The following is a 24,593-nucleotide window of genomic DNA, read 5'->3' on the forward strand; positions in this document are numbered from 1 at the left end:
AGGACTTCATGATCGACCGCCTTGCGCAACAGACCCTGCTCGACCCCGCCGGCCTTGGCGAAAGCGAGCTGAGCGCCCTTCTGGGCACCACCTTCGGTCACGGTATCGATGGCGGTGACTGCTACTTCCAGTTCTCCAGCCAGGAGGGCTGGTCGCTGGAGGACGGCATCGTGAAATCCGCCAGCTTCAACATCGAACGCGGCGTTGGCATCCGTGTGGTGCGCGGCGAGCAGACCGGGTTCGCCTACTCCGACGACATCGCGATGCCGGCCATGCTGGAGGCCGCGAAGACCGCGCGCAGCATTGCCAGTGCCGGGCAGAGCGGGCGCATTGCGGTTGCCTCGCGCGCGTCCTCGCGGCCGGCGCTGTACGCCCCCGACAATCCGCTCGATTCGCTGGGCGAGCAGGCCAAGATCGACCTCCTGAAGGAGGTGGATGCCGTCGCCCGCGCCGAGGATTCCCGCGTGACCCAGGTGATGTGTTCGCTGGCCGGGGTGCACGAGGTGGTGCTGGTACTGAATGCCCGCGGCGAGATGACTACTGACGTGCGCCCGCTGGTGCGCCTGAACGTCCAGGTGATCGTCGAGCAGGGCGGGCGCCGCGAATCCGGCACCTCCGGAGGCGGCGGTCGTCACGGCTACCAGTACTTCCGCGAGGATGGCCGCGCCGCCGGTTATGCCCGCGAGGCGGTGCGCCAGGCCCTGGTGAATCTCGATGCGCGCGACGCGCCGGCCGGCAGCATGAAGGTGGTGCTCGGGCCCGGTTGGCCGGGCATCCTGTTGCACGAGGCGATCGGCCATGGGTTGGAGGGCGACTTCAACCGCAAGGGGACCTCGGCCTTCTCCGGACGCATCGGCGAGCAGGTGGCGGCCAAGGGCATCACCATCGTCGACGACGGCACCCTGGAGGGCCGCCGCGGCTCGTTGAACGTGGACGACGAAGGCAATCCGACTCAGCAGACCGTGCTGATCGAGGATGGCGTGCTGCGCGGCTACATGCAGGACGAGATGAATGCCCGCCTGATGGGTACGCAGTCCACCGGCAATGGCCGCCGCGAGTCCTACGCCCGGCTGCCGATGCCGCGCATGACCAATACCTACATGCTCGGTGGCGACGCCGATCCGGAAGAGATCCTGGCCTCGGTGGACGACGGCCTGTATGCGGTCAACTTCGGTGGCGGGCAGGTGGATATCACCTCCGGCAAGTTCGTGTTCTCCGCCTCGGAGGCCTACCGGGTGGAGAAGGGCAAGGTGACGTACCCGGTCAAGGGTGCGACCCTGATCGGCAATGGCCCGGATGTCCTGACCCGGGTGTCGATGATCGGGAACGACATGAAGCTCGATTCCGGCGTCGGCACCTGCGGCAAGGAGGGCCAGGGCGTGCCGGTCGGCGTGGGACAGCCCACGCTGCGTATTGACGGCATGACCGTGGGCGGTACCCAGGCAGCCTGAGGGCTGCGGGGCCCGATGCAACCAAGGAGGCACAGATGAATCTCGATTTTCTCGAACAGGAACGTTCCCTGCCGGAAGGGCATGGCCACGACAAGATCGTCCAGTGGCATGTCTTTCGCGCGCGCGACAAGGCCGAGCAGTTCGCCCACCACGTGGAGCTGAGCGAAGGGCAGGACCTGGTGGGCGGCTGGACGCGTGACAGCGTCGGCATGCTCTACTGGGTCGGTGTGCACGTCGACGACCTGGAGCGCTGGGGTAACGCCGGCGCGGTCCACAAGCACGGCGCCCGGGTCGACTAGTCATCCCTTCCCCGGGCCATCCGGCCCGGGGTGTCCTTGTATCGCCCCCAGATCAGTCATCGAGTAGCGGAACCCTGCATGAGTACATCTCCCGAACGCGCCATCCCGGAACCCGTGTCCCAGGAAGACGGGGTCCAGGCCCTTTCTCATTCGCCGGACTCCCTGCAGACGAGAGTTCAGCGCACGCTGGAGGCCGCGCGCGCGCGCGGTGCCTCGGACGTCCAGGCCGTGGTCAGTCACAGCGTCGGGCTGGAGTTGGGGGTGCGCAAGGGCGAGATCGAAACCCTGGAGCACGAGCGTGACCAGAGTCTTTCGCTGATCGTCTATTTCGGCCAGTCCAAGGGGGCCGCCTCTACCACCGATTTCAGTGACCAGGCCCTGATCGACACCGTCGAGGCGGCCTGCCGCATCGCCCGCTACACCGAGCCGGACCCGTACGCCGGGATGCCCGATCCCGCGTTCAAGGCGAGCGAGTGGGACGACCTTGACCTGGATCACCCCTGGGGCTGCAGCGCCGCCGAGGCGACCGAGCTGGCCCGTACCATCGAGGCCGCCGGCTTCGCGGCGGATGAACGGATCGAGAACTCCGAGGGTGCCAGCGTCAGCACGCGGCGGGCCATTGCGTTTCTCGGCGACAGCCAGGGGTTCATGGGCGGCTATCGCAGCACCCGGCATTCCCTGTCCTGCGCGCTGGTCGCGCGCGACGCAGCAGGCATGCAGCGCGACTACGCCTATTCCGTCGCACGCCACGCGGGGGACCTGACCGCCGCCGAGCAGGTCGGGCGCGAGGCCGCCGAGCGCACCGTGCGCCGGCTAGGCGGGCGCAAGCTGTCGACCCGCAACTGCCCGGTGCTGTTTGCCCCGGAGATGGCGCGCACCCTGATCGGCAGTTTCACCCGTGCGATCGCCGGCCCGTCCCAGTACCGCGAGAGCTCGTTCCTGCTGAATGCCATCGGCGAGAACGTGTTCCCCGGGTGGATGCAGATCGAGGAACGCCCGCAGACCCCGCGCGCGCTGGGTAGCGCCCCGTTCGACGGGGAGGGCGTGCGCACCCGCAATCGCCCGTTGATTGCCGACGGCGTGCTGCAGAGCTATACCCTCGACAGCTACGCCGCGCGACGTCTGGGCCTCGAGGCCACTGGCAACGCCGGGGGTGCACGCAACGTGACCGTGGCCCCGGGCGACAAGGACTTCGCCGCCCTGCTGGCCGAGATGGGGACCGGTTTCCTGGTCACCGAGCTGATCGGCCAGGGGGTGAACCCGGTGACCGGCGACTATTCCCGCGGGGCCGCCGGCTTCTGGGTGGAAAACGGCGAGCTGCAGTATCCGGTGGAGGAGATCACCATCGCCGGTAACCTGAAGGACATGTTCCAGCGGATGGCGGCCGTGGGCACCGATGTCGACCGCCGCGGCAACATCCACACCGGTTCCATCCTGGTTGAATCCATGATGGTGGCCGGCGACTGAACGGCTCTTTCCGGTCTGTCTGTGCGGGCATGACCGGCCGTTTCCCCGCATCACCCACCCTGCTACTCTCGCCTAGGGAGACGCTGATTTAATCGCGCGCTCGCGTTGGTGCCCCCTGTTTTCCGAGACAAGGCGCGTCGTGCAGCGGGTAGTGGTTCTACCCGCAAGCGGCGCAACGCAGGATCGGCGAACAGGGGGCACCAACCCGACAAGTGATTGAAAGAGCGGGCTCGGCCGCTTTTGCGCGCGAACAGCGTTGCGGTTCCTTTGTGCAGAGTGACTGCACGGCAGTCACCGCGCCTTGTTCGCACGCAAAAGCGACTCGAGCGCGAGCGCGCGATTAAACGAGCGCGCGATTACATCAGCGTCTCCCTAGGGCTGCATGGCCCCGTGACGCGCGACCGTCCGCCCTCCGCAATACGGTCGTATCCCGGTGGCGAGGAGCGGCCATGAACTTCTTCGAGCAGCAAGAGCAGGCACAGCGCAGGACGCGCTGGCTACTGGCCCTGTTCGGCCTGGCCGTGCTGGTGATCGTCGGGGCCCTGGGCCTGATTGTCTGGGCCATGGGGGGCGGCACCGAGGCCATCGCCTGGACCATGGGGATCACCGCGGGCCTGATCGTCCTTGCGAGTCTGTACCGGGGCTGGCGGCTGCGCGCCGGCGGCGGTGGGCTGATCGCGCAGGAGATGGGCGGCATCCGGGTGGATGGCAATCCGGCGGATCCGCAGCGGCGGCAGCTGCGCAACGTGGTCGAGGAGATGGCAATTGCTTCCGGGGTGCCGGTGCCCGATATCTACGTGCTGGAGCAGGACCTCGGTATTAACGCCTTCGCCGCCGGCTTTGCGTCGAACGATGCGGTGATCGCCGTGACCCGCGGTGCGCTGGACAGCCTGGAGCGCGCCGAGCTGAAGGGTGTGGTCGCGCACGAGTTCGGACATATCCTCAATGGAGACATGCGCCTCAACATGCGCCTGATCGGCATCCTCTACGGGATCGAGATTCTGGCGCTGTTGGGGCAGGGCGGGCTGGCGCGACGCCGGCGTCGACACAAGGGCGATATGGCCGATACCGGGGTGGGCGTGCTCAGCGTCACCCTGATCGCGGTGGGCTATGCCGGGCTGGCCCTGGCGCGCTGGATCCGGGCCGGCATCTCGCGTCAGCGCGAATACCTCGCGGATGCCCATGCCGTGCAGTTCACCCGCGAGCCGGACGGCCTGGCCGGTGCGCTGAAGAAGGTCGCGGCCCGCTATGCCGGGCTGAATGGCAATACCGAGGAGATCACTCACATGCTGTTTGCCAGCGACGCGATCGGCCAGATCTTCGAGACCCATCCACCCCTGCTGGATCGCATCCGCACCTTGCAGCCGCATTTCGAGCCCCGGGATCTGCAGCGCCTGCGCGACCAGCTCAATGCCCGGGTGCGGCAGCGGGCGCACGAGCGCGCGGTGGACGGCATGCAGCGCGAACGCGAGGGGCGCCTGCCGGGCGCCGAGGCCGTGGGGGATGCCCTCGGCGGCCACCCGGCACTGACCCATATCCTCGGTGCCGGCAGGTTGCTTGCTGCGATTCCGGGGCCGCTGGCCTGGGCCGCGCGCTCGGATGCGCGGGCGATCGAGGTGGTCTTGTATCTCCTGTTGCATGCGGACCCGGATGTGCGCGAGCGGCAGCGGATAATGATTGCCGAGGCGTTGGGCGAGGCGCGCGGAGAGGCTGTACGACGTCTACAGGTAGCGGAACCTGCGCTGCGCGAGGACCTGCGCCTGCCGCTTCTGGAGCTGGGCTTCCCGATGCTGCGGCGGCTTTCAGCCGAGGAGCGCGCGCGCCTGCAGGGGCTGGTGGAGCGGCTGATTCATGCCGATGGCCGGGTGGCGGTATTCGAGTATGCCCTTGGGCGTATGCTGAGCTGCCAGTTGCGGGATGTGCAGGATCCTGCCGCGGCGTCCCGCCCCGGGACTGCCACGCTGGACGCCCACAAGCAGAGCGCGCATTACCTGCTGGCGGTGCTGGCCCACCATGGCCATCCGGACGACCCGGCGGCGGCGCGGGCCGCGCTGACCGCCGGGATTGGCAGCCTGGACGGGGCGCTGCCGCTGGCGGTTGAGATCCCGGAGGCCCTGACCGGGGCGGCCGGTGCGCGCGCATGGGCGAATGTGCTGGACCGCGTGATGGAACAGCTGGATGCCCTGCGCATGCGCGACAAGGACCCGCTGATTCGGGCGATGGTGACCACCGTCAGCCATGGCGGGCAGGTGGTGCCGGCCGAGGTTGAGCTGCTGCGAGTGATGGCGGCGTCGCTGCACGTCCCGTTGCCGCTGGCATCGGAGGGGGTGTTTGATGGTTTGGAGTAGCGGGCGGCGTGCGCATGAGGGTGCGGCCGATGCCCCTCAAGGCGTGTCGGTTCCGGTCGGTAACGCCTTGAAACCGCTTCCACGTGGGAAATAAGCGCCTGAATCCAAATTAAATTCCCATTCAAGCGACGGATAACAAACGATTTTCCGGGCGTACATCAAGAAAATCCGAAAAAACACTTTCAATTGAGAGCGGTTTGGGAGGACAATAGCTGCGAGGTAACGGTAACAGGCTCCATGCAGCACCAGGCGACACCCCGAAAGGGGCGTTAAGATTCGCAGTTCCGGTCCCGGTTGGTTTGGGGCCGCGTAGAATCACGATCAAGTTCCATCGTCGTTCGGTTGCCCTCCAGTCTCTCCTCCCCTCGAAAACCCAATCTATTATGAACAAGCAGAGGTAACCGAAATGGCTACAGGTACAGTGAAGTGGTTTAGCGACGAAAAAGGCTTTGGCTTTATTACCCCGTCTGATGGCTCCAAGGACGTCTTCGTCCATCACAGCGCCATCCAGGGTAGCGGCTTCAAGTCGCTGGCAGAAGGCCAGAGCGTCTCGTTTGACGTCGAGCAGGGCCAGAAGGGCCCGGCCGCCGCGAACGTCGAAGCTCAGTAAGACAACCCCGGCGCGCAAGCGCCAGGTTGAGAGAGCCCCGCCTAGTGCGGGGCTTTTTTTGTGGTGCGCCAGGCATGGCGCGTAGCGTCGTTTAGGCGCTATCCGGCTAGCCGTGGTGGCTGGCTGGATGACTCGGGGTGAGAGTCCCCTATGGACCCTGATAGTGGGAACCGCTAGCTGAACAGCTAGGGTGTCCGTCGCGAGGAACGGTATGGCGGGTCGGAAGCCCAAAGACTGTCGAAGCGCTCACAGCACACAGGCGGCGGGGGAATTCATTGGAGCGAAGCTCAACCCAATAATGGGAGGCAAGAACCGCCGTGGTACGGATCCGTTTGCCCGGTGGTGTGAGAGGACGCGGGAGGCAACTCCCCCTCCTGCTCGATTGCGATCAGGGCGCGCGGAGCGGGATGTCCCCTGCGGTTCCAAATCGCGAGTGAGCGTGCACCTAATACGCCGTTTGGCGTGACGAAGCCCCCGTGACGTGGTTCCGAGACGCCGATGAATGCAAGCGATCGTGTTGGCTCCCGGATCAGAAGATCATCTCGATCCCGAGGCCCAGGGCCCAGGCCTCGCGCCGGTCCGGATCGCGATCGCCGCGGGGCCAGAAATGCCCGAGTATGACCTCGCCGATCAGCCAGTCGCGGTAGACGGGCTGGCGATAGATCCCGCGCAGGCCATATTCACGCACCTTTACCGGTCGGGCGGTTTCGCCATTCGCCAGCACCTCCAGCGAGATCTCCCGCTCCGGTCCGAAGGTCTGGAACACCCCCATGGCGGTGGACCAGGCCGCTCCACGTGTCTCCGAGCTGACGGTCGCGGAATTGCGCCAGCGAAACGCGCGGCGCTCGGTGAGTGCATGGGCCAGGTCGAGCGAGCTGGTTGCCCCGATACCGTCGCCGGTGGACACGAACAGGGTCTCGCGAAAATCCAGCGTGGTGGCGTCGGTCGGCCAGAAGATCCGGCGATAACGGGCCTGGGCATACGGCTTGTAGCCGCCGCGGATGCCGAGACGCAGGTCGACATGTTCGCGTAGGTGATAGCCGAGCCCGCCGAAATAGGTCTGGTCCGCGTCACGGTCCTCCGGCAGCAGGAGCTGCGCGCGCGAGAAAGTCTCCGGCTGGTCCTGCACCAGTTCGTCCTCCGCGCCGCGGCCGACGAACAGATAGACCCGTTCGTTCACGTTGGGCATGGTCACGTCCAGCCGGAACCGCGTGGAGGCCTTGAACCCCTTGTCCTCGCGGTGGAGCCCGCCGATCTGGATGCGACCACCCGCCTCGCCGCCGCTGTCGTCGAACGGCTTGTCACCGAACCAGCCATCCACGTTGCGGACCAGCCAGTAGGTCAGGTCGCGCGTGCCCTCGCGTGTCTGGTGCAGCCACTGCTGACCGGATTCCCCGGCGCCGATGTCCTCGCTGGCGTGTGCCGTCACGCAGAGCAGAAGTATCAGGACTAGGACCAGGACCGGAGATCGGCGCATGCGGTAAACGTCGGCTTGAAGGGTAGGGACGAGGGCGCTCGGGTATTGGACCGCGCGCAGCATTGCCGATCATTCTACGACCAATCCGCGCCCTGGTTGGCATGCATGGACCGCGGTGGATGGGGAGAATGGCCTGGGCGTGCGCGCCGTACGATCACTCCATGGGGCGGTTGGAGTGATGTTGTGTTCCGAGGCGGCGTCGCTGCGTGGATGCAAGACCGATTCGGCTGGCCGGTCCGATGGCCACTGTGCACGCCGAAGAGGCGCCCTCGCGAGCACCTTTCCGGGCACGAGACGCCGATAACGCTGGAACGCGGGCTGGCGTGATCGACTATCGCATCTGCCCGGCCGGCGCCGCTCGTCGCGGCTACGCCCCGGAGGACTTCCACGGCTTCGCGAGCGTCGTCCCGATGGCCGATGCCGAAATCGTCCGTCTGCAACAGCAGGAGGGCTACGGGTACATGCGTTAGGGCGACGCTGGCCCTTGTCCACGCCCGCGTCGGCGCTCCATGTGTTGCGCAGGGTGGACGCGGTTCTTCCGGCCGGTTGCCACCCGTGGTGCGTAACTCCGGATCGATGAACGCGGGGCATCAACGCCGCAAGTCATTGAATGCCTGGCTTCGGCCAATGTTCCCACTGACGGCGTTGCGGTTCGCGACGAAAGCTCGGCTACACTGAGCTCACCACGCCTTGTCAGCACGAAAGATCGACTCGAGGGCGACCGCGTATGTGGGGCCGCGTGTCCCTGGCGTACCAGAAGGGTATTCGATGACGGACGATAGAACGGCGAGGGAAGGATTTCTGCACGAGTTGGCGCAGACCAGCGTGCTGGCGGAGATCTGGCAGCATTTTCCGGAGAACATGTTCCTGATTCGAGTCGAAGGCCCGGATTTCGTGGTCGAGGCATCCAACGCGAAGATGGAACAGCTGTTCGCGCAGGATTGTACCGGTCGGCGCCTGCACGACATCCTGCCGTGGCCGGTCGCGGAGCAGGTGGTCGCACATTACCGCGACTGCCTGCGCCAGGATGCGCCCCTGCGCTACGAGGAACATGCGGCCTTTCGCGACGGCGATGGAGTCGAAAAGGAAGGGCACTGGCTCACCCTGCTGTTGCCCGTGCATGACACGCAGGGCGCGATCACGCACTTGTTCGGAATTTCCCAGGATGTCACCGAGTTGCGCCTGGCGCGTGAGGATCTGGAGCGCTACAGCCACAACCTGGAGGCCGTGGTCGAGGAGCGCACGCAGGCCCTGAACCAGGCCAACCGCGAGTTCGAGGAGGCCAATCGGCGGCTGGAAAAACTCGCGTCCTGCGACCCCCTCACCGGGGTTGGCAATCGCCGGCACTTTCAGGCACGGGCCGAGAGCGAGATGGAGCGCGCCCGCCGCCACGGCAGCCCCCTTTCGCTGTTGATGTTCGATCTCGACGGCTTCAAGCGGATCAACGACGAAGTGGGACACGCGGCCGGCGACGCCATGCTGAAGCGGGTCACCGCGAGCGCGCAGGCAACCCTGCGCGACGCGGACCTCCTCGGACGCTATGGCGGGGACGAATTCGTCGTCCTGCTTCCGCATACCCCGTTGGCGGATGCCCGACGGATGGCCGAGCGCCTGCAGGCGCGGGTGCAGGAACGGGCGGACATCTCCATCAGTGTCGGCGCGGCCGGCTTTCTCGCCGACGACACCCATCTCGAGCACCTCGTCCACCGCGCGGATACCGAGCTCCTGGCCGCCAAACGTACCCGGGCTGAACGCTAGCCCAGGACTTCCGGGTGGCTTAAGGCCGGGTCAGAGACCGAAGATCTCGGACTTGAGGTTCCACTTGGATGCGAGGGTCTCGGTGGCGTTGAGGAACTCCTCGGCGCGGGTCGGGTGGTTCCATTGGCCCTTGGCGATCCAGGCGAGCGCGGTGTCGCGGTTCGGGGCCAGCGACAGGATGTGGATCAGCTCGCCGGCTTCGGCGCCGATCACCTCGCCGCCCAGCAGGGCCCCGGTATCCATGTCGCCGATCAGGCGCACGAAGCCCTCGGGCTCGTCCTGGCCCAGGGCGCGCGGGGAGGTCTCGAAGGCGGCGAAGCCGACCGCGGGTTCCAGTTCATCGTCCTCGGCGTCGTCCTCGTCCATGCCCAGACGCGCCATCTCGACGGCCGAGTAGATCGCGATCGGGACGAAGCGCTCGTCCTGTTCGCGGGTGTTGCCGTTCTGGATGTTCTCGACCGCGATGGTCGCGTCGGCCAGGGCGTGGTTGGCGGTCTGCCACTCGCTGGCGACATCGCCGATGACGTAGATGTTGTCGACGTCGGTCTGCAGGGTGGGGCGGCGCTGGACGAAGCCGCGGCGGTCGGTCTTCACCCCGATCGCATCCAGGTTCAGGCCTTCGGTGTGCGGGGTGCGTCCGGTGCCGAGCAGGACCCAGTCGACCTCGAAGGTGTTGCCTTCGCTGTCGGTGATGGTGACGCCGTCGTCGGACATCTCGACCTTCTCGTAGCCCTTGACGCGGGTGGGCTCGACGCCGTCCTCGGCCAGGCGTTCCTTCAGCGTGCCCAGGGCCTGGGGGCTGAATTTCTGGCCGGACAGCGGCTTCGAGCGGCTCAGCCAGGTGACGTCCTTGCCGAGGTGGTGAAAGATCCAGGCGAACTCGGTGGCGACCACGCCGGAGCCGATGATGGCGACGCGCTGACCGGCCGGCGGCTTGTCGTCGAACAGCATGTCGGTGGTGAGGACGCGGCCGGGCGCCGCCTCGAAGGGCGCGGGCACGCTGGCGGTGGCACCGGTGGCGATGATGGTGTGCCGGGCCTGCACGGTCTCGGTGCCATCGTCGGTCACGACCTCCAGGGTCTCGGCGTCGCGGAAGCTCGCGGCTCCGTGGCGGTACTGGATCTTCAGGTGCTTCATGTAGCCGAGGTAGGAGTTGCGCACCTCGGTCACCACGTCCTTTTGATGGTCCCAGGCCTTGCCCATGTCGGCGCTGAGGCGGCCGCTGATGCCACGTGCCTCGAAGTGGCGCTGGGCGGCAACCGTGCGTGCGGTGTGGTACCAGTCCTTCTTGGGCACGCAGCCGCGGTTGAGGCAGCAGCCGCCCCAGTCGGCCTTTTCGATGATGACGACGTTCAGTCCGCGCAGGGCGCCCAGGACGGCGGCACGATAGCCCCCGGGGCCACTGCCGATGATGGCCAGGTCAAAGGTTTCGCTCATGGTGGTTACTCGTCGGTCAGATCAATGATCGGGTCGTGCCATTCCAGCTGCGTGAGGTTCAGCTCGAACACGCGGCCGTCGGCCTCGTAGTCGAAGCGCACCGGCACATGGCGCAGCTCGCGGGCGAACCAGGCGGACAGGGCGACATCGCTGTCGTCCGTGCGGCGATCGATGCGGATGGTCTCGACCCGGCCGATCGGGGAGTCCATGGTCTCGCGCCCGGCGTATTCGAAGCGGTATTCGCGCAGGCGGTCGCGTTCCAGGGCCTGGATGGTTTCGCGGTCGCCTTCGCTGGACAGCTCGCCACTCTCCAGGCGTTGCATCATCAGGTACAGCGAGCCCAGGAAGTCCAGGGTCTGCGGCGGCACCTTGAGATCGAAGCGTTCGCCGTTGATGGTGCCGATCGCGCGGTTGGTCTCCCAGTCGAAGCGGGTCTCGACCTTGCGCTCGCGGCGCGGGGTGATCTGCTGGCTGCGCGATTGCACCAGCTGCAAATCGCCGTTTCGGTTGTTCATCAGGGCCTCGCGGCTCAGCTCGAAACGCCCGAGGATGCGCAGAAAGCCGGAGACATGGGCGTCCATCGCCATGCGGGTCTGCACGTCTTCGTGATTGAGGGTGATGCGCGCCTTGAGCGTGTTGCCCATGGCGTTCGCCTCGTAACTGGCGGTGTACGGCGGGATCGGGCTCAGGTCGCGCTCCGCAGCCGCGGGGGCGGCCAGCAGTGCCAGCAGCAGGGCGATTGCGAGTCGGAACATGGGGGTTCTAGCCGACCGGGTGCGGTGGGCGGCTCCGGGCGTCAGGGCCTGAAACATCGTGGGTGTCCTCGTCGAGTTGCAGCGGCGCCTCAAGCGGCGAGCCGTCGGCCTGCAGGATCCGCCCGGACCACTGAATTTCACCTGAACACACCCGGCGCACGGCCTCGGGGTACAGCCGGTGCTCGGCCCGTTGCACGCGGGCGGCCAGGGTGTCGGGCGTGTCGTTGGGGTCGACCGGCACGCGGGCCTGCATGATGACCGGGCCGCCGTCCAGCTCCGGGGTGACAAAGTGAACGCTGGCGCCGTGTTCGGGCTCGCCATCGGCCAGGGCGCGGGCATGGGTATCCAGACCACGGTACTTCGGCAACAGCGACGGGTGAATGTTCAGCATCCGACCGGTGAAGCGGTCCACAAAACCGGGGGTCAGGATGCGCATGAAGCCGGCCAGGATGACCAGGTCGGGGGCATAGTCCTCGATGGCGGTGGCCAGGTCGGCGTCAAAGGCCTCGCGCGAGGGGTAGTCGCGGTGGTTCAGTACCCGGTGCGGGATGTGATGCTGTTCGGCAAAGCCCAGCCCGGCGGCATCCGGGCGGTTGCTGATGACGCCGACGACCTGCGCCGGGATGCGGTCCTGCTCGCAGGCCTCGATCAGTGCGCCGAGGTTGCTGCCACGCCCGGAGATCAGCACCACCAGGCGCTTCGGGGTCGCGGCCGATTGCCCGGCGGGGACGCTCATGCGGCGGCGTAGGAGACGCTTGGCTGGTAGTCCTCGCGTTCCTGGATCACGCCGATCGGCCAGCTGCGGATGCCGGCGCGGGCCAGCTGCGAGCTGGCGGCCTCGACCCGGTCCTCGGGGAGGATCACGGTCATGCCGATGCCGCAATTGAAGGTGCGCAGCATCTCCTCGTCGGCGATGTCGCCGGCCTGCTGCAGCCACTGGAACACCGGCGGGCGCGCCCAGCTGTCCGGGTCGATGCGCGCCCCCAGGGTATCCGGCAGCACGCGCGGAATATTCTCGGTCAGACCACCGCCGGTGATATGCGCCATCGCGTGCACCGGGAACTGCTGCAGCAGCTCCAGCAGCGGGCGTACGTAGATCCGGGTGGGGGCCATCAGCGCCTCGCCGAGGGAGACCCCGTCGGCGCCCGGCAACGGGGCGTCCAGGCCGGCGCCGGAGTGTTCCAGCACGCGGCGGATCAGGGAATAGCCGTTGGAGTGGGGCCCGCTGGCCTCCAGGCCCAGGACCACATCGCCCGCGGTGACCCGGCTGCCGTCGATCAGGGCGGCCTTCTCGGCGATCCCGACCGCGAAGCCGGCCACGTCGTAGTCCTCGCCCTGGTACATCCCGGGCATCTCGGCCGTCTCGCCGCCGATCAGCGCACAACCGGCCTGTTCGCAGCCCTCGGCGATGCCAGTGACCACGTCGGCGGCGATGTCCACGTCCAGGTGGCCGGTGGCGTAGTAGTCGAGGAAAAACAGCGGCTCGGCGCCCTGGACCACGATGTCGTTCACGCACATCGCGACCAGGTCGATGCCGATGCTGTCGTGACGACCGGTCTCCTGGGCCAGGCGCAGCTTGGTGCCGACGCCGTCGGTGCCGGAGACCAGAACCGGCTGCTTGTAGCGATCCATCGGCAGCTCGAACAGGGCGCCGAAGCCCCCCAGTCCGGCCATGACGCCGGGACGCCGGGTGCGCGCCGCGTGCGGCTTGATGCGTTCGACCAGTTCGGCACCGGCCTCGATGTCGACACCGGCCTCGCGGTAGGTCAGGCCTGAACGGGATTCGGACATGGGTTCCCCGATGTTTGATGACCGCGCGCTGCGGCGGTCTCGCAGAACCCGGCATGGTAGCGAGCCGGGTGCGGGCGTGCAAAGAAGACGGTCCGGCCCGGGCCGCATTGGGCCGCTTTCCTCAGGGACTTCGGCGCGGTGGCCTGTGGTATTTTGTGGCGCTTGTCGAACAATTGAACGCAACCATGTCACTGCACCCCCGAACGCATTCGCGCCTGGCTATGCTGCTGGGTCTTTTCCTCCTCGTGCTGACCCCGGCGGCCGCAGCCGGTGGCCCGGTGGTGGTGACGGTCACGGCCGAGGACGAGTCCACGGCCCTGGAGCAGGGCCTGGAACAGGCGCTGGTGCGTCTGGCCGGGCTGCGCTCGGAGCCGGTACTGGAACTGGTCGAGGCGTTGCTGGACGCCCGTGACGACGCGGGCTGGATCGCGGCCCTGGAACGCCGGCAGCAGGTCGAGGACGATTCCTACCGCCTGGAGTTCGACCGCTTCCGTCTGCGCACCGCGCTGCGCGATGCCGGGGTGCCATCCGTGCTCGGGGAGCGTCCGGGGCTGCTGGTGTGGGCCGTCCACGAGCGGGGCGGGCAGCGCGAACTGCTCGGGGATGCCGTGGACGGTCCGGGCATTCTCTCCGCGCTGGGGGATCTGGCCGCGGCGCGCGACATGCCGCTTTTGTTCCCCCTGGGCGACCTTCAGGACCGCCGCGCGGCCCAGCCGTCCGACATTGTCGGCGGCGTGACCGAGCCGCTGGTGGAGGCGGCGCGTCGCTACGACGCCGATGGCGTCGTGCTGCTGCATGTGCGCGAGACCACGAGCGGGGCGGAGGCGCGGGCGATTGCCGTGCACGATGGCCGCGAATATCGCAGCGCGGCGAGCGGGGAGGATCCCGGTACTGCGGCGCACGACGCGGTGGCGCGAGGGCTGGATCAGGTGGCCGAACGCCTGGCGCGGGTGGCGGCCGAGCCGGAATGGCTGCGTCTGGGCTTTGCCGGGGTTCAGGGCTATGGGGCCTTCGAGCGCCTGCGCGCCGAGCTGACGCGGTTGCAGGCGGTGGAGACCGCGCGCCTGGATTCCCTGGCCGGCGATAGCGTGGTGCTGCAGGTCCGTACTGGACTCGAGCAGGACGATCTGATCGATCTGCTGCGTGGCTCCGGCTTCGCGCGGGCCGAGACGCCCGAGGACGCCGCCGGTGCCGATGCCTGGCTGGACCGGCGCTAATCCGCGCCGGTCTCGGTTCGCGCCCACTTTCATCGAATGTTCCCTCGCCACCAGATCCCCAACGCCGTCACCATTGGCCGGATCGCGCTGATTCCGCCGATCGTGTGGTTGCTGGCGCTGGAGTACTACGTGGTGGCGGTGGTGCTGCTGACGATCGCCGGGCTGAGTGATGCCCTGGATGGCTGGCTGGTGCGGCGCTACGGCTGGCACACGCGGCTCGGGGCCTGGCTGGACCCGGCGGCGGACAAGCTGCTGATGCTGGGGGTCTACGTCGCGGTGACGCTGTCCGGGCTACTGCCGTTGTGGCTGCTGGTGCTGGTGGTCGGGCGGGATGTCTGGCTGACCGTGGGCTCCGCGTTGTATCGGGTGTTCGTGGGCCCGCTGGCCATCCGGCCGCTGCTGATCAGCAAGGTGAACACCTTTTTGCAGATCACGCTGGTACTGGTCGCCATCGTGAAGGTCGGTCTGCTGGCGCTGGATCCGATCTGGGTGCAACTGCTGGTGATCGTCGTGGCCTTCACCACCGTGGCCAGCGGGCTGGCCTATACCGTGCAATGGGGGTTTTATGCCTGGCGTCACCTGCACGGACACACGAATCCGGCAGGGACCTCGGGGAGGACGCCATGAATCCGGATACCCGCGACCATGTCTGGCCGCTTTCGGCCGCCCCTCTGGCTGCCCTGGTTGGGCTGCTGGTCCTTGGCGGAGCGCTGTACCTGCTGGCGCCCATCCTCACGCCCTTCGTCGCAGCCCTGCTGATCGGCTACCTGTTCAACCCGCTGGTGACCCGGCTGGTTGCGCGCACGGGGCGCTCGCGCACCCTGGCGACCGTGGTGATCTTCCTGCTGGTGATGCTGGGGTTGGCGGCGCTGATCCTGATCCTGATCCCGCTGGCGATCGCCCAGTTCGAGCGGCTTACGCTGGCGATGCCGCAAATCCTCGGCTGGTTCGACGATCAGGTGCGCCCGCGGCTGGAGGATCTGGCCGGGGATTCCCTGCCGCCGCTGGATGCCAGCGCGCTGCAGGGGCTGGTGGCCGACCACTGGCGCGAGGCCGGCGGGCTGGCCGGGGGCGTGCTGCAATGGATCGGCAGCTCGACCGGCGCGCTGGTGCTGGGGGTGCTTAACGTGGTGCTGATCCCGGTGGTGAGCTTCTATCTGCTGCGCGACTGGCCGCGGCTGCTGGACGGCCTGCGGGATCTACTGCCGCAGGCCTGGCGCCCGGCGGTGCTGACCTTCGCCGCGGAGTCGGACGAGACCCTGGGGGCCTTCCTGCGCGGGCAGTTGCTGGTGATGCTGGCGCTTGGCCTGTTCTACGCCGTCACCTTGACCGTGGTGGGCGTGGAGATGGGGCTGGCGATCGGCCTGATCGCGGGGCTGGTGAGCTTCATTCCCTACGTCGGCGTGATCGTTGGCGTGTTGCTGGCCACCGCCGCGGCGCTGGTGCAGGGCGACGGCTGGAGCCTGCTGCTGATCGTGCTGGTGATCTTCGCCATTGCCCAGGTGCTGGAGTCCATGGTCCTGACGCCCTGGCTGGTGGGGGACCGTACCGGGCTGCACCCGGTCGCGGTGATCTTTGCCGTACTGGCGGGCGGCCAGCTGTTCGGGTTCTTCGGCGTGCTGCTGGCGTTGCCGGTGGCGGCGGTCCTGGCCGTGGGTGTGCGCCATACCCTGGCGCACTACCGGCGGCTGAATGCGGGGGATGCGCCCGCGGATGCGGATACAGGGGGCGGAGGCTCATGACGACGGGGCGGCAGGGCGGCAATGCTGCGCCGCAGCGCCAGCTCCCGCTGGATTTGCGCCTGCGCGACGCCTCGCGCTTTGCCAGCTTCTATCCGGGCGGCAACCGCCTCGCGCGGGACGCGGTGGAGGCCCTCTCGATCGGGACCGGGATAACCGAGCCACAGATCCTGTTGCACGGCCCGGCGGGCCTGGGCAAGACCCATCTGCTGCAGGCCGCCTGCCATCAGGGCCACGAACGCGGCGAACCCGTGGCCTATCTGCCGCTGGCCGAACTGGTGACCGCGCCGCCGCTGGCGGTGCTGGATGGGCTGGAGCGGGCCCGCCTGGTTGCGCTGGACGATCTCGACGCGGTGGTCGGGCAGGGCGATTGGGACGAGGCCCTGTTCGGGCTGCTGAATCGACTTCGCGATGGCGGCTGCCGGGTGCTGCTGGCGGCCGCGCACGCGCCGGACGGGCTGGGCAGTCGCCTGCCGGATCTGACCTCGCGCCTCGCCTGGGGGCCGGTGTTCCGCATACAGGCGCCGGAGGAGGAGGATCTCAAACGCATCCTCGCCCAGCGCGCGGTGCTGCGCGGGCTGGAGCTGCCGGAGGCGGTGGCCGAATACCTGCTGCGCCACTACCGCCGCGACCTGGTGGCGCTACTGGAGCTGCTGGACCGCCTGGACCTGGCCGCCCTGGCCGAGCAGCGGCGCCTGACCATCCCCTTCGTCCGCGACCAGCTCGCGCGTTTCTGATCGTCACCCCGAAGCGCACGCAGAAGGGCAAGGGCGATTCACAGGCAGAAGGGAAGGGCAGAAGAACGGAATTATTGCTTGGAGTCGATCGCCCGGAACGCCATCGCGGTGTGCAGTGCCCCGCCCATGTCCGTCATCCCGGACACCGCGCAGCGGTGATCCGGGATCTGGTTGTCCTGCGCCGGAGATCCCGGCTCTGCGCTGCGCTCCGGCCGCCGGGATGACCGGCAACGGAGGCGGCAGCCCTGAAGGTCCTTGCGCCCGCGGCGCCCCATCCAGAACCGCCTTATTTCCTGTGAGACGCCCTTGCCCTTCTGCGTGCGCTTCGTGGTGGATGGAAAAGTCAGGAAGCCATCTGACGGGCGCGGCGGGCGTCCAGCTTGACGTAGAGCAGGCAGCCGGCGAACCAGGCGAGGCTGGCGGTGGTCATCAGCACGCCGTAGAGTCGGGCGTCCGCCGCGGCGGCCAGCGTGATACCGAGGGTGATGTAGGCCAGCGCCAGCAGGCTGGACCAGGCGTGGGTGTAGCGGCGTCCGTGCAGCATGCCGCGCAGCGGGAACATCAGCGGCAGGACCAGCACGACCAGCGCCACGGCGATCGGCACGATCTCCGGCGGGTCGATCCAGGTCGTCCAGATCAGGATCACGCCCAGCAGGCCGAAGTAGGCGATCAGCGCCAGCGCGCGGGCCGCGAGGATCATGCGTCGTCTCCGGCCTGGAGCCGCAGGGCAATGCGGCCGACGCGTTCGCCCAGCGCGCCGGCAATGCGCTGCTCGTCGCGCGTGACCGGGTGTTCGCCCTGCCCCCCCGCGACGTGGCTGGCGCCATAGGGCGAGCCGCCGCTCGTGGTGGTGCTCAGTTCCGGCACGGTGTAGGGCAAGCCCACCCACAGCATCCCCTGGTGGATCAGCGGCATGGCCATCGTCAGCAGGGTGGTCTCCTGCCCGCCATGCTGGGTAGCCGTGCTGGTGAACAGCCCGAACGGCCGATCCACCAGCCCGCCGCTCGCCCAGAGACCGCTGGTGCCATCAAGGAAGTGTTTCAGCGGCGCGGCCATGTTGCCGAAGCGAGTGGGCGACCCCATCACCAGCCCGGCGCATTCTTCGAGGTCGCGGGTCTCCGCGTAGGGCGGGCCGTCGGCGGGGACCGCCGGGGCGTCGCCGGTGATGTTGGTGCTCACCGGCGGTACGGTGCGCACGCGGGCGACCGCACCGGCGCGCTCCACGCCACTGGCCACGTGGCGGGCCAGTTCTGCCGTCGCCCCATAACGGCTGTAGTACAGCACGAGGATCTCGGGGGCGGCGCTCACGACAGGATCTCCAGGACCTGTTCCGGCGGGCGCCCGATACGGGCGACGTCGCCGTGGACGAGGATGGGGCGCTCGATCAGTTTCGGGTGCTGGACCATGGTCTGGATCAGCGCCTCGTCGTCCATCTCGGCATCCTTCAGGCCCAGCTCGCGGTACTCCGCCTCGCCGGTGCGCAGAAGGTCGCGTGGCGCAATGCCGAGCTTGTCCACGATCGCGCGCAGGGTGGCCGCGTCCGGCGGGGTCTTCAGGTATTCGACGATCTGCGGTTCCACGCCCTGTTCGCGCAGCAGCGCCAGGGTCGCACGCGACTTGCTGCAGCGCGGGTTGTGGTACAGCGTAGGGGCATCGGACATGAATCCACTCCGGAGGACGACAAATGACGGAGACCAATGATAACCATGCCCGCCGCTGGCGTGTGAGCGGCCAGGTACAGGGCGTGTTCTTCCGCGCGTCCACCCGCGACGAGGCGCAACGCCTGCACCTGACCGGTTATGCCCGCAACGAACCGGACGGCAGCGTCGAGGTGCTGGCCGTGGGTCCGCGCAAGGCACTGGACGCGCTGGAGGAGTGGCTGGCGGACGGCCCGCGTATGGCGCGGGTCGACGCGGTTGAGGCCGAGGAGTTGCCGCCGCCCGACCCGGCGCCGGGAGACTTCTCCACCGGTTGACCCGATGGCGCGTCAGTAGCGCCGCAGCGGGCGGCCCGGTGGCGGAATGACCTGGACGAAGGCACGCACGTCGCGCAGCCGGTGTGGCCCGTCCGAACGAATGCGGGACTCGGCCCCCTGCATCCAGTCGCCGTCCCAGGCGACGCGTGCGGCCCCGGTGCGGGAATGGCGCGGCAGGTCGATCAGCAAGAGGCCGTCTTCATAGGCGACGTCGAGCTCGCTGCGATAGCGCTCGGCGTGGACCTCGATGCTGCGGGTCTCGCCATTGGCAAGGGTAAAGCTTGTCGGCTCCAGCGCCCGTTCGCGACCGCCGATGCTCAGGGTCCCGCCGCGCAGGCTGACGCGGATCAGGTCCCCCGGCAGTCCCGCATCGCCGCTGCGGATCGCGGCGACCTGCGCCGCCCGTTCGGCCGCCAGCGCCGCCTCTTGCTCGGCCTCCGCCTGCAGGCGCGCCTCGCGCGCCTTCTGCACCGACTCCCAGGCGCGGATGGCCTCGACACGCTCGGCCTCGCCCATCGTGCCCCACTGTTCCTCGCTTACCCCGTAGATCCGCGGGCTGCAGGCGGCCAGAAGCAGCACCATGGATGCGGCTGCCAAGGGGAGCATTCGATGAAGGGTTTCGGCCATATCGGGTTCCGGTGCAGGGGCGCTGCCGCCAGTCTCTCCGTCCAGGCTGTATCGGGGCTGAACCGGGCTCAGAAGATCAGGTTGATCACGAGCAGCGAGACGACCATGAAGAGCACGGTCATCAGGGAGCCGGCGCGCAGGTAGTCGGCCACGCGGTAGCCGCCGGGGTCCATGATCAGGGCGTTGACCTGGTGGGTGGGCAGGATGAACGAGTTGGAGGCGGCGATCGCGACGATCAGTGCAAAGACCCGCGGATCGGCGTCGATGCCCATGCCCTGGGCGACGCTCGCGAAGCTGACCGCCAGCGGCACCAGCAGCACGGTGGCGCCGACATTCGACATCACCAGCGTGAAGAAGGTGGTCAACAGGAAGACCGCGACCTGCAATACCCAGACCGGCATCCCCTCCAGCTGCTGCATGCCGTTGGTCGCGATCCACTCCCCGGCGCCGGAGTTCTCCACCGCAAGCCCCAGCGGGATCAGCGAGGCCAGCAGAAACACCGTCTTCCAGCTGATGCCGCGATAGGCCTCGTCCATGCTGATGACGCCGCTGAAAATCATCCCCAGTGCGCCGCCCAGCAGGGCCAGCGCCAGCGGCAGGTCGGTGAACAGCACGAGCCCCAGCCCCAGCGCGAGCGACCCGAGCGCAGCCAGCGGCCGGTGGGTCTTCGAGGCCTCCTGCTTGCGCCGCGGATAGCGGCTGGTCACCACCACGAAGTCGCGGTTGTCCTCCAGCGCCTGCAGGTGTTCCCATGGGGTATGCACCACCAGCGTGTCACCGGCCTTCAGCGGGGTGTCCGGGACCTCTTCTATGATCAGGTCGTCGCCGCGCTGGATGCGCAGGACCGAGATGCCGTAGGTGCGGCGCATGCCCTTGTCGCGCACGGTCTGTCCGATCAGCTCCGAGCCGGGCGGCACGATGACCTCGGCGATCCCGCCATGGCGGGCCGACAGCACGCGCGCAAACACATCCAGCTCGTCCTTGAGGACGGTCCCGGTACTGTCGCAGGTCTTCTCGATGGTGGTGACCGGTCCGAGGATGGCCAGGTGCGCCCCGCGCTTCAGTTCCACGTCGCGGTTGGGCTCGATGCGGGTCTCGTCATCGCTGGTCACGCCGACGACGTGTACGCCAAAGGCCGCTTCGAAATCGCCCACCGTGCGTCCGGCCAGCGAGCTGTCCTCGCCCAGGCGCGCCTCGCGCACGCCGAAGTCCATGCCATAGACCTCGCGGAACCAGGCGGAGGTGGTTTGCACCCGGCTCTCGTCCGGGTCTTCCGTCTGCGGATCGCGGGCGGGCAGAACCCATTTCCCGAGCACCGCGAAGTACAGGATCAGGGTGGCCAGCAGAGCCAGCCCGATGGGCGTCACGTCGAAGAGGCCAAAGCCCTCGACATCCCCGGGCAGCAGGTCGTTGAGCAGGATCAACGGGCTGGAGGCGACCAGCGTGAGTGTGCCCCCGACGATCGCGGCAAAACCCATCGGCATCAGCAGGCGCGAGCGCGGGATGCGGGCGGCGGCACCAATGCGGTTGATCACCGGCATGAACAGCGCGGCTGCGCCGATGTTCTGCATGAAGCTGGTCACGATGCCCACGGCGCCCGAGGTGGTCGCCATCACCCGGCGTTCCGTCTTCCCGCCAAACCGCAGGATCAGGTCCGCCAGGCGGTTCATCACTCCGGAGCGGTCCAGCCCCGTGCCGATGATCATCACCGCGATGATCGCGATGACCGCGTTCGAGGCAAAGCCGGAGAAGAGCGCCTCGCCCTCGACGATCGGCGCGACCCCCGGCACCAGCGCGACCATCCCCAGCAGGAACAGCACACTCAGCGCCGCGAGGTCGATCCGGATCACCTCGGTCACGAACAGCAGGATCGTCAGCCCCAGCAGGCCGAACACGATCCCCATCTCCAGCGTGAAGCTTATGTTTTCCACTGCAGTTAGCGACCGCCGCGCACGACGCGGTTCCTGTTCAATGTTTCATGGGAGTGCATGGCGCGGCCGCTACCTTCGCTCAGGCGACGTGCGGGCGAACTTCCTGGTCGAGCCGATTGCCCAGCGCCTGTTGAGCGCACGCCAGCTCGTAGTGGTCCTGAAGATTCATCCAGAACTCGGGCGAGGTGCCGAAGTATCGGCCCAGACGAAGGGCTGTGTCGGCGGTGATGGCGCGCTTGCCGCGAACGATCTCGTTGATCCGGCGGGGTGGGACGCTGATATCCAGCGCCAGGCGGTATTGGCTGATCCCTGTCTCTTCCAGGAATTCGGCCAAGTGGTCCCCTGGATGGATCGGGTTATGCGAATTTTCATGATTCATGGTCGCCTCCAGCGTCCCGCCTATCGGTGATAGTCCACGATCTCGACGTTGTATGCATGACCGTCGTGCCATTCAAAACAGATCCGCCATTGCGCGTTGATGCGGATGCTGTACTGGCCCCCCCGGTTTCCCTTGAGCCGTTCCAGGTGGTGCGACGGCGGAACCTTCAGGTCGTCCAGTTGGGTGGCGGCATGGATGCGGGCCAGCCGCATCCGCGCGCGGCGTACGATATCGGCCGGTATTCGGCGACATGACTCGCCCTGCGCCACGCGTTCGGCTTCCTTGCCACGGTAGCTCCTGATCATGCATTGACATTAACGCGGTGCGTTAATAGTCCGCAAGGCCCACGTATTTTTGGCCGACCCTAGCCCCGCAGGCGTTCGCGCAGGGCGTCGATCAGGTTGTCGAGTGGCAGGTGTTCGGCCTCGGGGTCGCGGCGGTCCTGGTATTCGAGTTCGCCGGCGTCCAGGCCGCGCTCGCCGATGACGATGCGGTGCGGGATGCCGATCAGCTCCATGTCGGCGAACATCACGCCAGGGCGCTGTCCGCGGTCGTCCAGCAGGACCTCGAAGCCGGCCGCCTGCAGGTCGTCGTGGAGCTTCTCTGCTGCCTCGCGCACGCGCTGGGATTTCTTCGCGCCGATTGGGCACAACGCGATATCGAAGGGCGCGATGGCGGTGGGCCAGCAGATGCCGCGCTCGTCGGAGTTCTGCTCGATGGCCGCCGCCACGACGCGCGAGACGCCGATGCCATAGCAGCCCATGGTCACGACCTGTTCGCGGCCGTCCTCGTCCAGTACCCGGGCGCCCAGGGCCTGGGAATACTTGTCGCCGAGCTGGAAGATGTGGCCGACCTCGATGCCGCGACGGATCTCGATGGGACCAGAGCCGTCGGGGGCCGGTTCGCCCTCGGTGATGTTGCGCAGGTCGGCGGTTTCCGGCTGCGGCAGGTCACGGCCCCAGTTCACGCCGGTCAGGTGATGGCCGTCCTCGTTGGCGCCGACCACGAAGTCGGCCATGCCCAGCATCGCCTGGTCGGCCAGCACCGGGATCGGGCTGCCCACCGGGCCCAGCGAGCCGGGGTCGGCGCCGAACGCGGTGCGGATCTCGGCCGCCTCGGCCATGCGCAGCGGCTCCGCGATCCACGGGTGCTTCTCGGCCTTGACCGCATTCAGCTCGTGGTCGCCGCGCAACACGATGGCGACCAGGTCGGCGTCGATCTCGTCGGAGGCGGCGACCACCAGGGTCTTTACCGTCTGCTCGGTCGGGATGTTCAGGAACCCCGCCAGTTCGTCAATGGTGTGCACGTCGGGCGTGGCGATCTTCGCCATCTCCGCGCCGGGTGCCGGGGCCGGGTCTGGCTTCGGGCAGGGGGCCAGTTCGACGTTGGCGGCGAAGCCGGCCGGGGAGAAGGCGATGGCGTCCTCGCCGGAGCTGGCGAGGACGTGGAATTCGTGCGAGGCATTGCCGCCGATGGCGCCGGTGTCGGCCTCCACCGCGCGGAAGTCTAGCCCGCAGCGTTCGAAGATGCGGGTGTAGGCGGCGTGCATCTGGCGGTAGGTCTCGGCCAGCGAGGCGTTGTCGATATGGAACGAGTAGGCGTCCTTCATCAGGAATTCCCGCGCGCGCATGATCCCGAAGCGCGGGCGGCGTTCGTCGCGGAACTTGGTCTGGATCTGGTAGTAGTTGATCGGCAGCTGGCGGTAGCTGCGGACCTCGCGGCGTACCAGGTCGGTGATGACCTCCTCGTGGGTCGGGCCGAAGCAGAAGTCGCGGTCGTGGCGGTCCTTCAGGCGCAGCAGCTCGGCGCCGTAGAAGTCCCAGCGGCCGGATTCCTGCCACAGCTCGGCGGGCTGCACCGCCGGCATCAGTACCTCCAGCGCGCCGGCGCGGTTCATCTCCTCGCGCACGATGCCCTCGACCCGGCGCAGCACGCGCAGCCCCAGTGGCAGCCAGGTGTACAGCCCGGAGGCCAGCCGGCGGATGTAGCCGGCACGCAGCATCAGCTGATGGGAGATGATCTCGGCGTCGGCCGGGGTTTCCTTCAGGGTGTTCAGCGGGAATTGCGAGACGCGCATCGGGGGCAGTCCGTGGTTGATGGCTGGAAAGGGTTCAGAACGTGGTGCCGTTGGTGCCCCAGAAGTGGCGCGGGGCGTCGGCGAATTCGATGTACACGCGGGCGGGTTCGATACCCAGCTCTGCCTGCAGGGCGTCGCACAGCTTGCGCGACAGCTCGCGGGTCAGGCCCTCGGGCAGGCCGATGCTCTTGAGCTCGCAGTAGGCGAGCGCATCGGTACTGCCGCCAAAGCACATGGCCGGATTATGCGTGCAGGCCACCATCACGTAGCCCTCGGGCTTGCCTAGCCAGTCGGCGACCTGCGCGGACAGGCGCTGGCTGAGGCCGGTGGCATCGTCCGGCAGGGCGGTATTGGTCTCGACTCGCAGCAGCGGCATGGCGTCTTCCAGATCTTGTGTGGTTCCCGGATCGGTCGCCATGATACGGGGAGCGCGGGTGCGCTGCAGCGTCCCGGCGAGTCGCCGGGGTGGGTGAAACCCTTGTCAGGGTGGCTATACTCGCTGCGAGGGAGCGGACCGG

26 protein-coding genes are annotated in these 24,593 nt (G+C 67.8%); 12 read left to right on the top strand and 14 right to left on the bottom strand.

Annotated features, from left to right (window positions below):
* Window positions 1-8: 8 nt before the first annotated feature.
* From tldD to F622_RS0101525, 5 genes are all read left to right on the top strand, one after another.
* A complete protein-coding gene (gene tldD / locus F622_RS0101505) occupies window positions 9-1,451 on the top strand; it encodes a metalloprotease TldD (RefSeq protein ID WP_026305890.1) in 1,443 nt (480 codons plus the stop codon).
* 35 nt (window positions 1,452-1,486) lie between these two features.
* Window positions 1,487-1,750 carry a hypothetical protein gene (locus F622_RS0101510; protein ID WP_018143927.1) on the top strand — a complete coding sequence of 88 codons (264 nt, stop codon included), beginning with the start codon at window positions 1,487-1,489 and terminating at the stop codon, window positions 1,748-1,750.
* A 78-nt stretch (window positions 1,751-1,828) separates the two neighbouring features.
* The gene (pmbA, locus tag F622_RS0101515; protein WP_018176054.1) at window positions 1,829-3,217 is read left to right on the top strand and encodes a metalloprotease PmbA; all 1,389 of its coding nucleotides are present in this window, start codon (window positions 1,829-1,831) and stop codon (window positions 3,215-3,217) included.
* Between the two features lie 449 nt (window positions 3,218-3,666).
* Entirely contained in the window at window positions 3,667-5,565 is a 1,899-nt protein-coding gene (locus tag F622_RS0101520) for a M48 family metalloprotease (protein WP_018176053.1), read from the top strand.
* 406 nt (window positions 5,566-5,971) lie between these two features.
* Window positions 5,972-6,175 (top strand): cold-shock protein, encoded by a 204-nt coding sequence (locus F622_RS0101525; RefSeq protein WP_018143924.1) that lies wholly within the window; start codon window positions 5,972-5,974, stop codon window positions 6,173-6,175.
* A 529-nt stretch (window positions 6,176-6,704) separates the two neighbouring features.
* Here F622_RS0101525 and F622_RS0101530 read toward each other — a convergent pair.
* Window positions 6,705-7,715 carry a hypothetical protein gene (locus F622_RS0101530; RefSeq protein ID WP_018176052.1) on the bottom strand — a complete coding sequence of 337 codons (1,011 nt, stop codon included), beginning with the start codon at window positions 7,713-7,715 and terminating at the stop codon, window positions 6,705-6,707.
* Between the two features lie 260 nt (window positions 7,716-7,975).
* Between F622_RS0101530 and F622_RS14010 the strand changes: the two genes are divergently transcribed.
* Both F622_RS14010 and F622_RS0101540 read left to right on the top strand, forming a co-directional pair.
* Complete coding sequence (locus F622_RS14010) at window positions 7,976-8,122, top strand: hypothetical protein (RefSeq protein ID WP_018176051.1); 147 nt, start codon at window positions 7,976-7,978, stop codon at window positions 8,120-8,122.
* A 298-nt stretch (window positions 8,123-8,420) separates the two neighbouring features.
* Window positions 8,421-9,410 carry a diguanylate cyclase gene (locus tag F622_RS0101540; protein ID WP_051080583.1) on the top strand — a complete coding sequence of 330 codons (990 nt, stop codon included), beginning with the start codon at window positions 8,421-8,423 and terminating at the stop codon, window positions 9,408-9,410.
* Window positions 9,411-9,440: 30 nt separating this feature from the next.
* Here the strand turns inward: F622_RS0101540 and F622_RS0101545 are convergent, their stop codons facing one another.
* From F622_RS0101545 to purM, 4 genes are read right to left on the bottom strand one after another with little or no spacing between them, the layout of a single operon-like run.
* Window positions 9,441-10,847 carry an NAD(P)/FAD-dependent oxidoreductase gene (locus tag F622_RS0101545; protein WP_019571187.1) on the bottom strand — a complete coding sequence of 469 codons (1,407 nt, stop codon included), beginning with the start codon at window positions 10,845-10,847 and terminating at the stop codon, window positions 9,441-9,443.
* 5 nt (window positions 10,848-10,852) lie between these two features.
* Window positions 10,853-11,602, bottom strand: a complete 750-nt coding sequence (locus tag F622_RS0101550; protein ID WP_018649762.1) for a DUF3108 domain-containing protein — start codon at window positions 11,600-11,602, stop codon at window positions 10,853-10,855.
* A gap of 7 nt (window positions 11,603-11,609) precedes the next feature.
* Window positions 11,610-12,338, bottom strand: coding sequence for a phosphoribosylglycinamide formyltransferase (purN, locus tag F622_RS0101555; RefSeq protein ID WP_018649763.1), 729 nt, complete (start codon window positions 12,336-12,338; stop codon window positions 11,610-11,612).
* On the bottom strand, window positions 12,335-13,393 hold the full coding sequence (gene purM / locus F622_RS0101560; RefSeq protein ID WP_018649764.1) for a phosphoribosylformylglycinamidine cyclo-ligase: 1,059 nt from the start codon (window positions 13,391-13,393) through the stop codon (window positions 12,335-12,337). The genes purN and purM overlap by 4 nt, the downstream gene beginning before the upstream one ends.
* A gap of 185 nt (window positions 13,394-13,578) precedes the next feature.
* Between purM and F622_RS0101565 the strand changes: the two genes are divergently transcribed.
* Genes F622_RS0101565 through hda form a run of 4 tightly spaced genes read left to right on the top strand, consistent with a single transcriptional unit; the run spans window position 13,579 to window position 17,086 of the window.
* A complete protein-coding gene (locus F622_RS0101565; protein ID WP_026331520.1) occupies window positions 13,579-14,610 on the top strand; it encodes a DUF2066 domain-containing protein in 1,032 nt (343 codons plus the stop codon).
* Window positions 14,611-14,646: 36 nt separating this feature from the next.
* A complete protein-coding gene (locus F622_RS0101570; protein ID WP_018168483.1) occupies window positions 14,647-15,237 on the top strand; it encodes a CDP-alcohol phosphatidyltransferase family protein in 591 nt (196 codons plus the stop codon).
* The gene (locus F622_RS0101575; protein WP_018168484.1) at window positions 15,234-16,352 is read left to right on the top strand and encodes an AI-2E family transporter; all 1,119 of its coding nucleotides are present in this window, start codon (window positions 15,234-15,236) and stop codon (window positions 16,350-16,352) included. The genes F622_RS0101570 and F622_RS0101575 overlap by 4 nt, the downstream gene beginning before the upstream one ends.
* Window positions 16,349-17,086 carry a DnaA regulatory inactivator Hda gene (gene hda / locus F622_RS0101580; RefSeq protein WP_018168485.1) on the top strand — a complete coding sequence of 246 codons (738 nt, stop codon included), beginning with the start codon at window positions 16,349-16,351 and terminating at the stop codon, window positions 17,084-17,086. Before F622_RS0101575 ends, hda begins: the two co-directional genes overlap by 4 nt.
* A gap of 343 nt (window positions 17,087-17,429) precedes the next feature.
* Here the strand turns inward: hda and F622_RS0101590 are convergent, their stop codons facing one another.
* From F622_RS0101590 to arsC, 3 genes are read right to left on the bottom strand one after another with little or no spacing between them, the layout of a single operon-like run.
* Window positions 17,430-17,786 carry a DUF2069 domain-containing protein gene (locus tag F622_RS0101590; protein ID WP_018143910.1) on the bottom strand — a complete coding sequence of 119 codons (357 nt, stop codon included), beginning with the start codon at window positions 17,784-17,786 and terminating at the stop codon, window positions 17,430-17,432.
* Window positions 17,783-18,394: an NAD(P)H:quinone oxidoreductase gene (gene wrbA, locus F622_RS0101595; RefSeq protein WP_018649767.1), complete on the bottom strand. Its 612-nt coding sequence runs from the start codon at window positions 18,392-18,394 to the stop codon at window positions 17,783-17,785. Before wrbA ends, F622_RS0101590 begins: the two co-directional genes overlap by 4 nt.
* Window positions 18,391-18,747 (bottom strand): arsenate reductase (glutaredoxin), encoded by a 357-nt coding sequence (gene arsC, locus F622_RS0101600; RefSeq protein ID WP_018649768.1) that lies wholly within the window; start codon window positions 18,745-18,747, stop codon window positions 18,391-18,393. Before arsC ends, wrbA begins: the two co-directional genes overlap by 4 nt.
* Window positions 18,748-18,770: 23 nt before the next feature.
* On the opposite strand from arsC, the gene F622_RS0101605 reads away from it, so the two are divergent.
* Window positions 18,771-19,061, top strand: coding sequence for an acylphosphatase (locus F622_RS0101605; RefSeq protein WP_018649769.1), 291 nt, complete (start codon window positions 18,771-18,773; stop codon window positions 19,059-19,061).
* Between the two features lie 12 nt (window positions 19,062-19,073).
* Here F622_RS0101605 and F622_RS0101610 read toward each other — a convergent pair whose 3' ends face one another.
* The 6 genes from F622_RS0101610 to F622_RS0101635 form a co-directional block, all read right to left on the bottom strand.
* Window positions 19,074-19,688: a hypothetical protein gene (locus F622_RS0101610; RefSeq protein WP_019571188.1), complete on the bottom strand. Its 615-nt coding sequence runs from the start codon at window positions 19,686-19,688 to the stop codon at window positions 19,074-19,076.
* Between the two features lie 68 nt (window positions 19,689-19,756).
* A complete protein-coding gene (locus tag F622_RS0101615) occupies window positions 19,757-21,619 on the bottom strand; it encodes an SLC13 family permease (protein ID WP_018649771.1) in 1,863 nt (620 codons plus the stop codon).
* Window positions 21,620-21,698: 79 nt separating this feature from the next.
* Window positions 21,699-21,998 carry a HigA family addiction module antitoxin gene (locus F622_RS0101620; protein WP_018649772.1) on the bottom strand — a complete coding sequence of 100 codons (300 nt, stop codon included), beginning with the start codon at window positions 21,996-21,998 and terminating at the stop codon, window positions 21,699-21,701.
* Between the two features lie 20 nt (window positions 21,999-22,018).
* Window positions 22,019-22,303: a type II toxin-antitoxin system RelE/ParE family toxin gene (locus F622_RS0101625; RefSeq protein WP_018649773.1), complete on the bottom strand. Its 285-nt coding sequence runs from the start codon at window positions 22,301-22,303 to the stop codon at window positions 22,019-22,021.
* Window positions 22,304-22,362: 59 nt separating this feature from the next.
* A complete protein-coding gene (locus F622_RS0101630) occupies window positions 22,363-24,075 on the bottom strand; it encodes a proline--tRNA ligase (RefSeq protein ID WP_018649774.1) in 1,713 nt (570 codons plus the stop codon).
* A 34-nt stretch (window positions 24,076-24,109) separates the two neighbouring features.
* Window positions 24,110-24,451 (bottom strand): phenylpyruvate tautomerase MIF-related protein, encoded by a 342-nt coding sequence (locus tag F622_RS0101635; RefSeq protein ID WP_018649775.1) that lies wholly within the window; start codon window positions 24,449-24,451, stop codon window positions 24,110-24,112.
* Window positions 24,452-24,593 lie beyond the last annotated feature (142 nt).

This window comes from Thioalkalivibrio sp. ALMg3 (assembly GCF_000381225.1).
GTDB classification, from domain to species: Bacteria; Pseudomonadota; Gammaproteobacteria; order Ectothiorhodospirales; family Ectothiorhodospiraceae; genus Thioalkalivibrio; species Thioalkalivibrio versutus.

Excerpts from the sequence above, each read along its gene's own strand:
- tldD (WP_026305890.1), top strand. The coding sequence starts at position 9 with ATGATCGACCGCCTTGCGCAACAGACCCTGCTCGACCCCGCCGGCCTT.
- F622_RS0101510 (WP_018143927.1), top strand. The coding sequence starts at position 1,487 with ATGAATCTCGATTTTCTCGAACAGGAACGTTCCCTGCCGGAAGGGCAT.
- pmbA (WP_018176054.1), top strand. The coding sequence starts at position 1,829 with ATGAGTACATCTCCCGAACGCGCCATCCCGGAACCCGTGTCCCAGGAA.
- F622_RS0101520 (WP_018176053.1), top strand. The coding sequence starts at position 3,667 with ATGAACTTCTTCGAGCAGCAAGAGCAGGCACAGCGCAGGACGCGCTGG.
- F622_RS0101525 (WP_018143924.1), top strand. The coding sequence starts at position 5,972 with ATGGCTACAGGTACAGTGAAGTGGTTTAGCGACGAAAAAGGCTTTGGC.
- F622_RS0101530 (WP_018176052.1), bottom strand. The coding sequence starts at position 7,715 with ATGCTGCGCGCGGTCCAATACCCGAGCGCCCTCGTCCCTACCCTTCAA.
- F622_RS0101540 (WP_051080583.1), top strand. The coding sequence starts at position 8,421 with ATGACGGACGATAGAACGGCGAGGGAAGGATTTCTGCACGAGTTGGCG.
- F622_RS0101545 (WP_019571187.1), bottom strand. The coding sequence starts at position 10,847 with ATGAGCGAAACCTTTGACCTGGCCATCATCGGCAGTGGCCCCGGGGGC.
- F622_RS0101550 (WP_018649762.1), bottom strand. The coding sequence starts at position 11,602 with ATGTTCCGACTCGCAATCGCCCTGCTGCTGGCACTGCTGGCCGCCCCC.
- purN (WP_018649763.1), bottom strand. The coding sequence starts at position 12,338 with ATGAGCGTCCCCGCCGGGCAATCGGCCGCGACCCCGAAGCGCCTGGTG.
- purM (WP_018649764.1), bottom strand. The coding sequence starts at position 13,393 with ATGTCCGAATCCCGTTCAGGCCTGACCTACCGCGAGGCCGGTGTCGAC.
- F622_RS0101565 (WP_026331520.1), top strand. The coding sequence starts at position 13,579 with ATGTCACTGCACCCCCGAACGCATTCGCGCCTGGCTATGCTGCTGGGT.
- F622_RS0101570 (WP_018168483.1), top strand. The coding sequence starts at position 14,647 with ATGTTCCCTCGCCACCAGATCCCCAACGCCGTCACCATTGGCCGGATC.
- F622_RS0101575 (WP_018168484.1), top strand. The coding sequence starts at position 15,234 with ATGAATCCGGATACCCGCGACCATGTCTGGCCGCTTTCGGCCGCCCCT.
- hda (WP_018168485.1), top strand. The coding sequence starts at position 16,349 with ATGACGACGGGGCGGCAGGGCGGCAATGCTGCGCCGCAGCGCCAGCTC.
- F622_RS0101590 (WP_018143910.1), bottom strand. The coding sequence starts at position 17,786 with ATGATCCTCGCGGCCCGCGCGCTGGCGCTGATCGCCTACTTCGGCCTG.
- arsC (WP_018649768.1), bottom strand. The coding sequence starts at position 18,747 with ATGTCCGATGCCCCTACGCTGTACCACAACCCGCGCTGCAGCAAGTCG.
- F622_RS0101605 (WP_018649769.1), top strand. The coding sequence starts at position 18,771 with ATGACGGAGACCAATGATAACCATGCCCGCCGCTGGCGTGTGAGCGGC.
- F622_RS0101610 (WP_019571188.1), bottom strand. The coding sequence starts at position 19,688 with ATGGCCGAAACCCTTCATCGAATGCTCCCCTTGGCAGCCGCATCCATG.
- F622_RS0101620 (WP_018649772.1), bottom strand. The coding sequence starts at position 21,998 with ATGAATCATGAAAATTCGCATAACCCGATCCATCCAGGGGACCACTTG.
- F622_RS0101625 (WP_018649773.1), bottom strand. The coding sequence starts at position 22,303 with ATGATCAGGAGCTACCGTGGCAAGGAAGCCGAACGCGTGGCGCAGGGC.
- F622_RS0101630 (WP_018649774.1), bottom strand. The coding sequence starts at position 24,075 with ATGCGCGTCTCGCAATTCCCGCTGAACACCCTGAAGGAAACCCCGGCC.
- F622_RS0101635 (WP_018649775.1), bottom strand. The coding sequence starts at position 24,451 with ATGCCGCTGCTGCGAGTCGAGACCAATACCGCCCTGCCGGACGATGCC.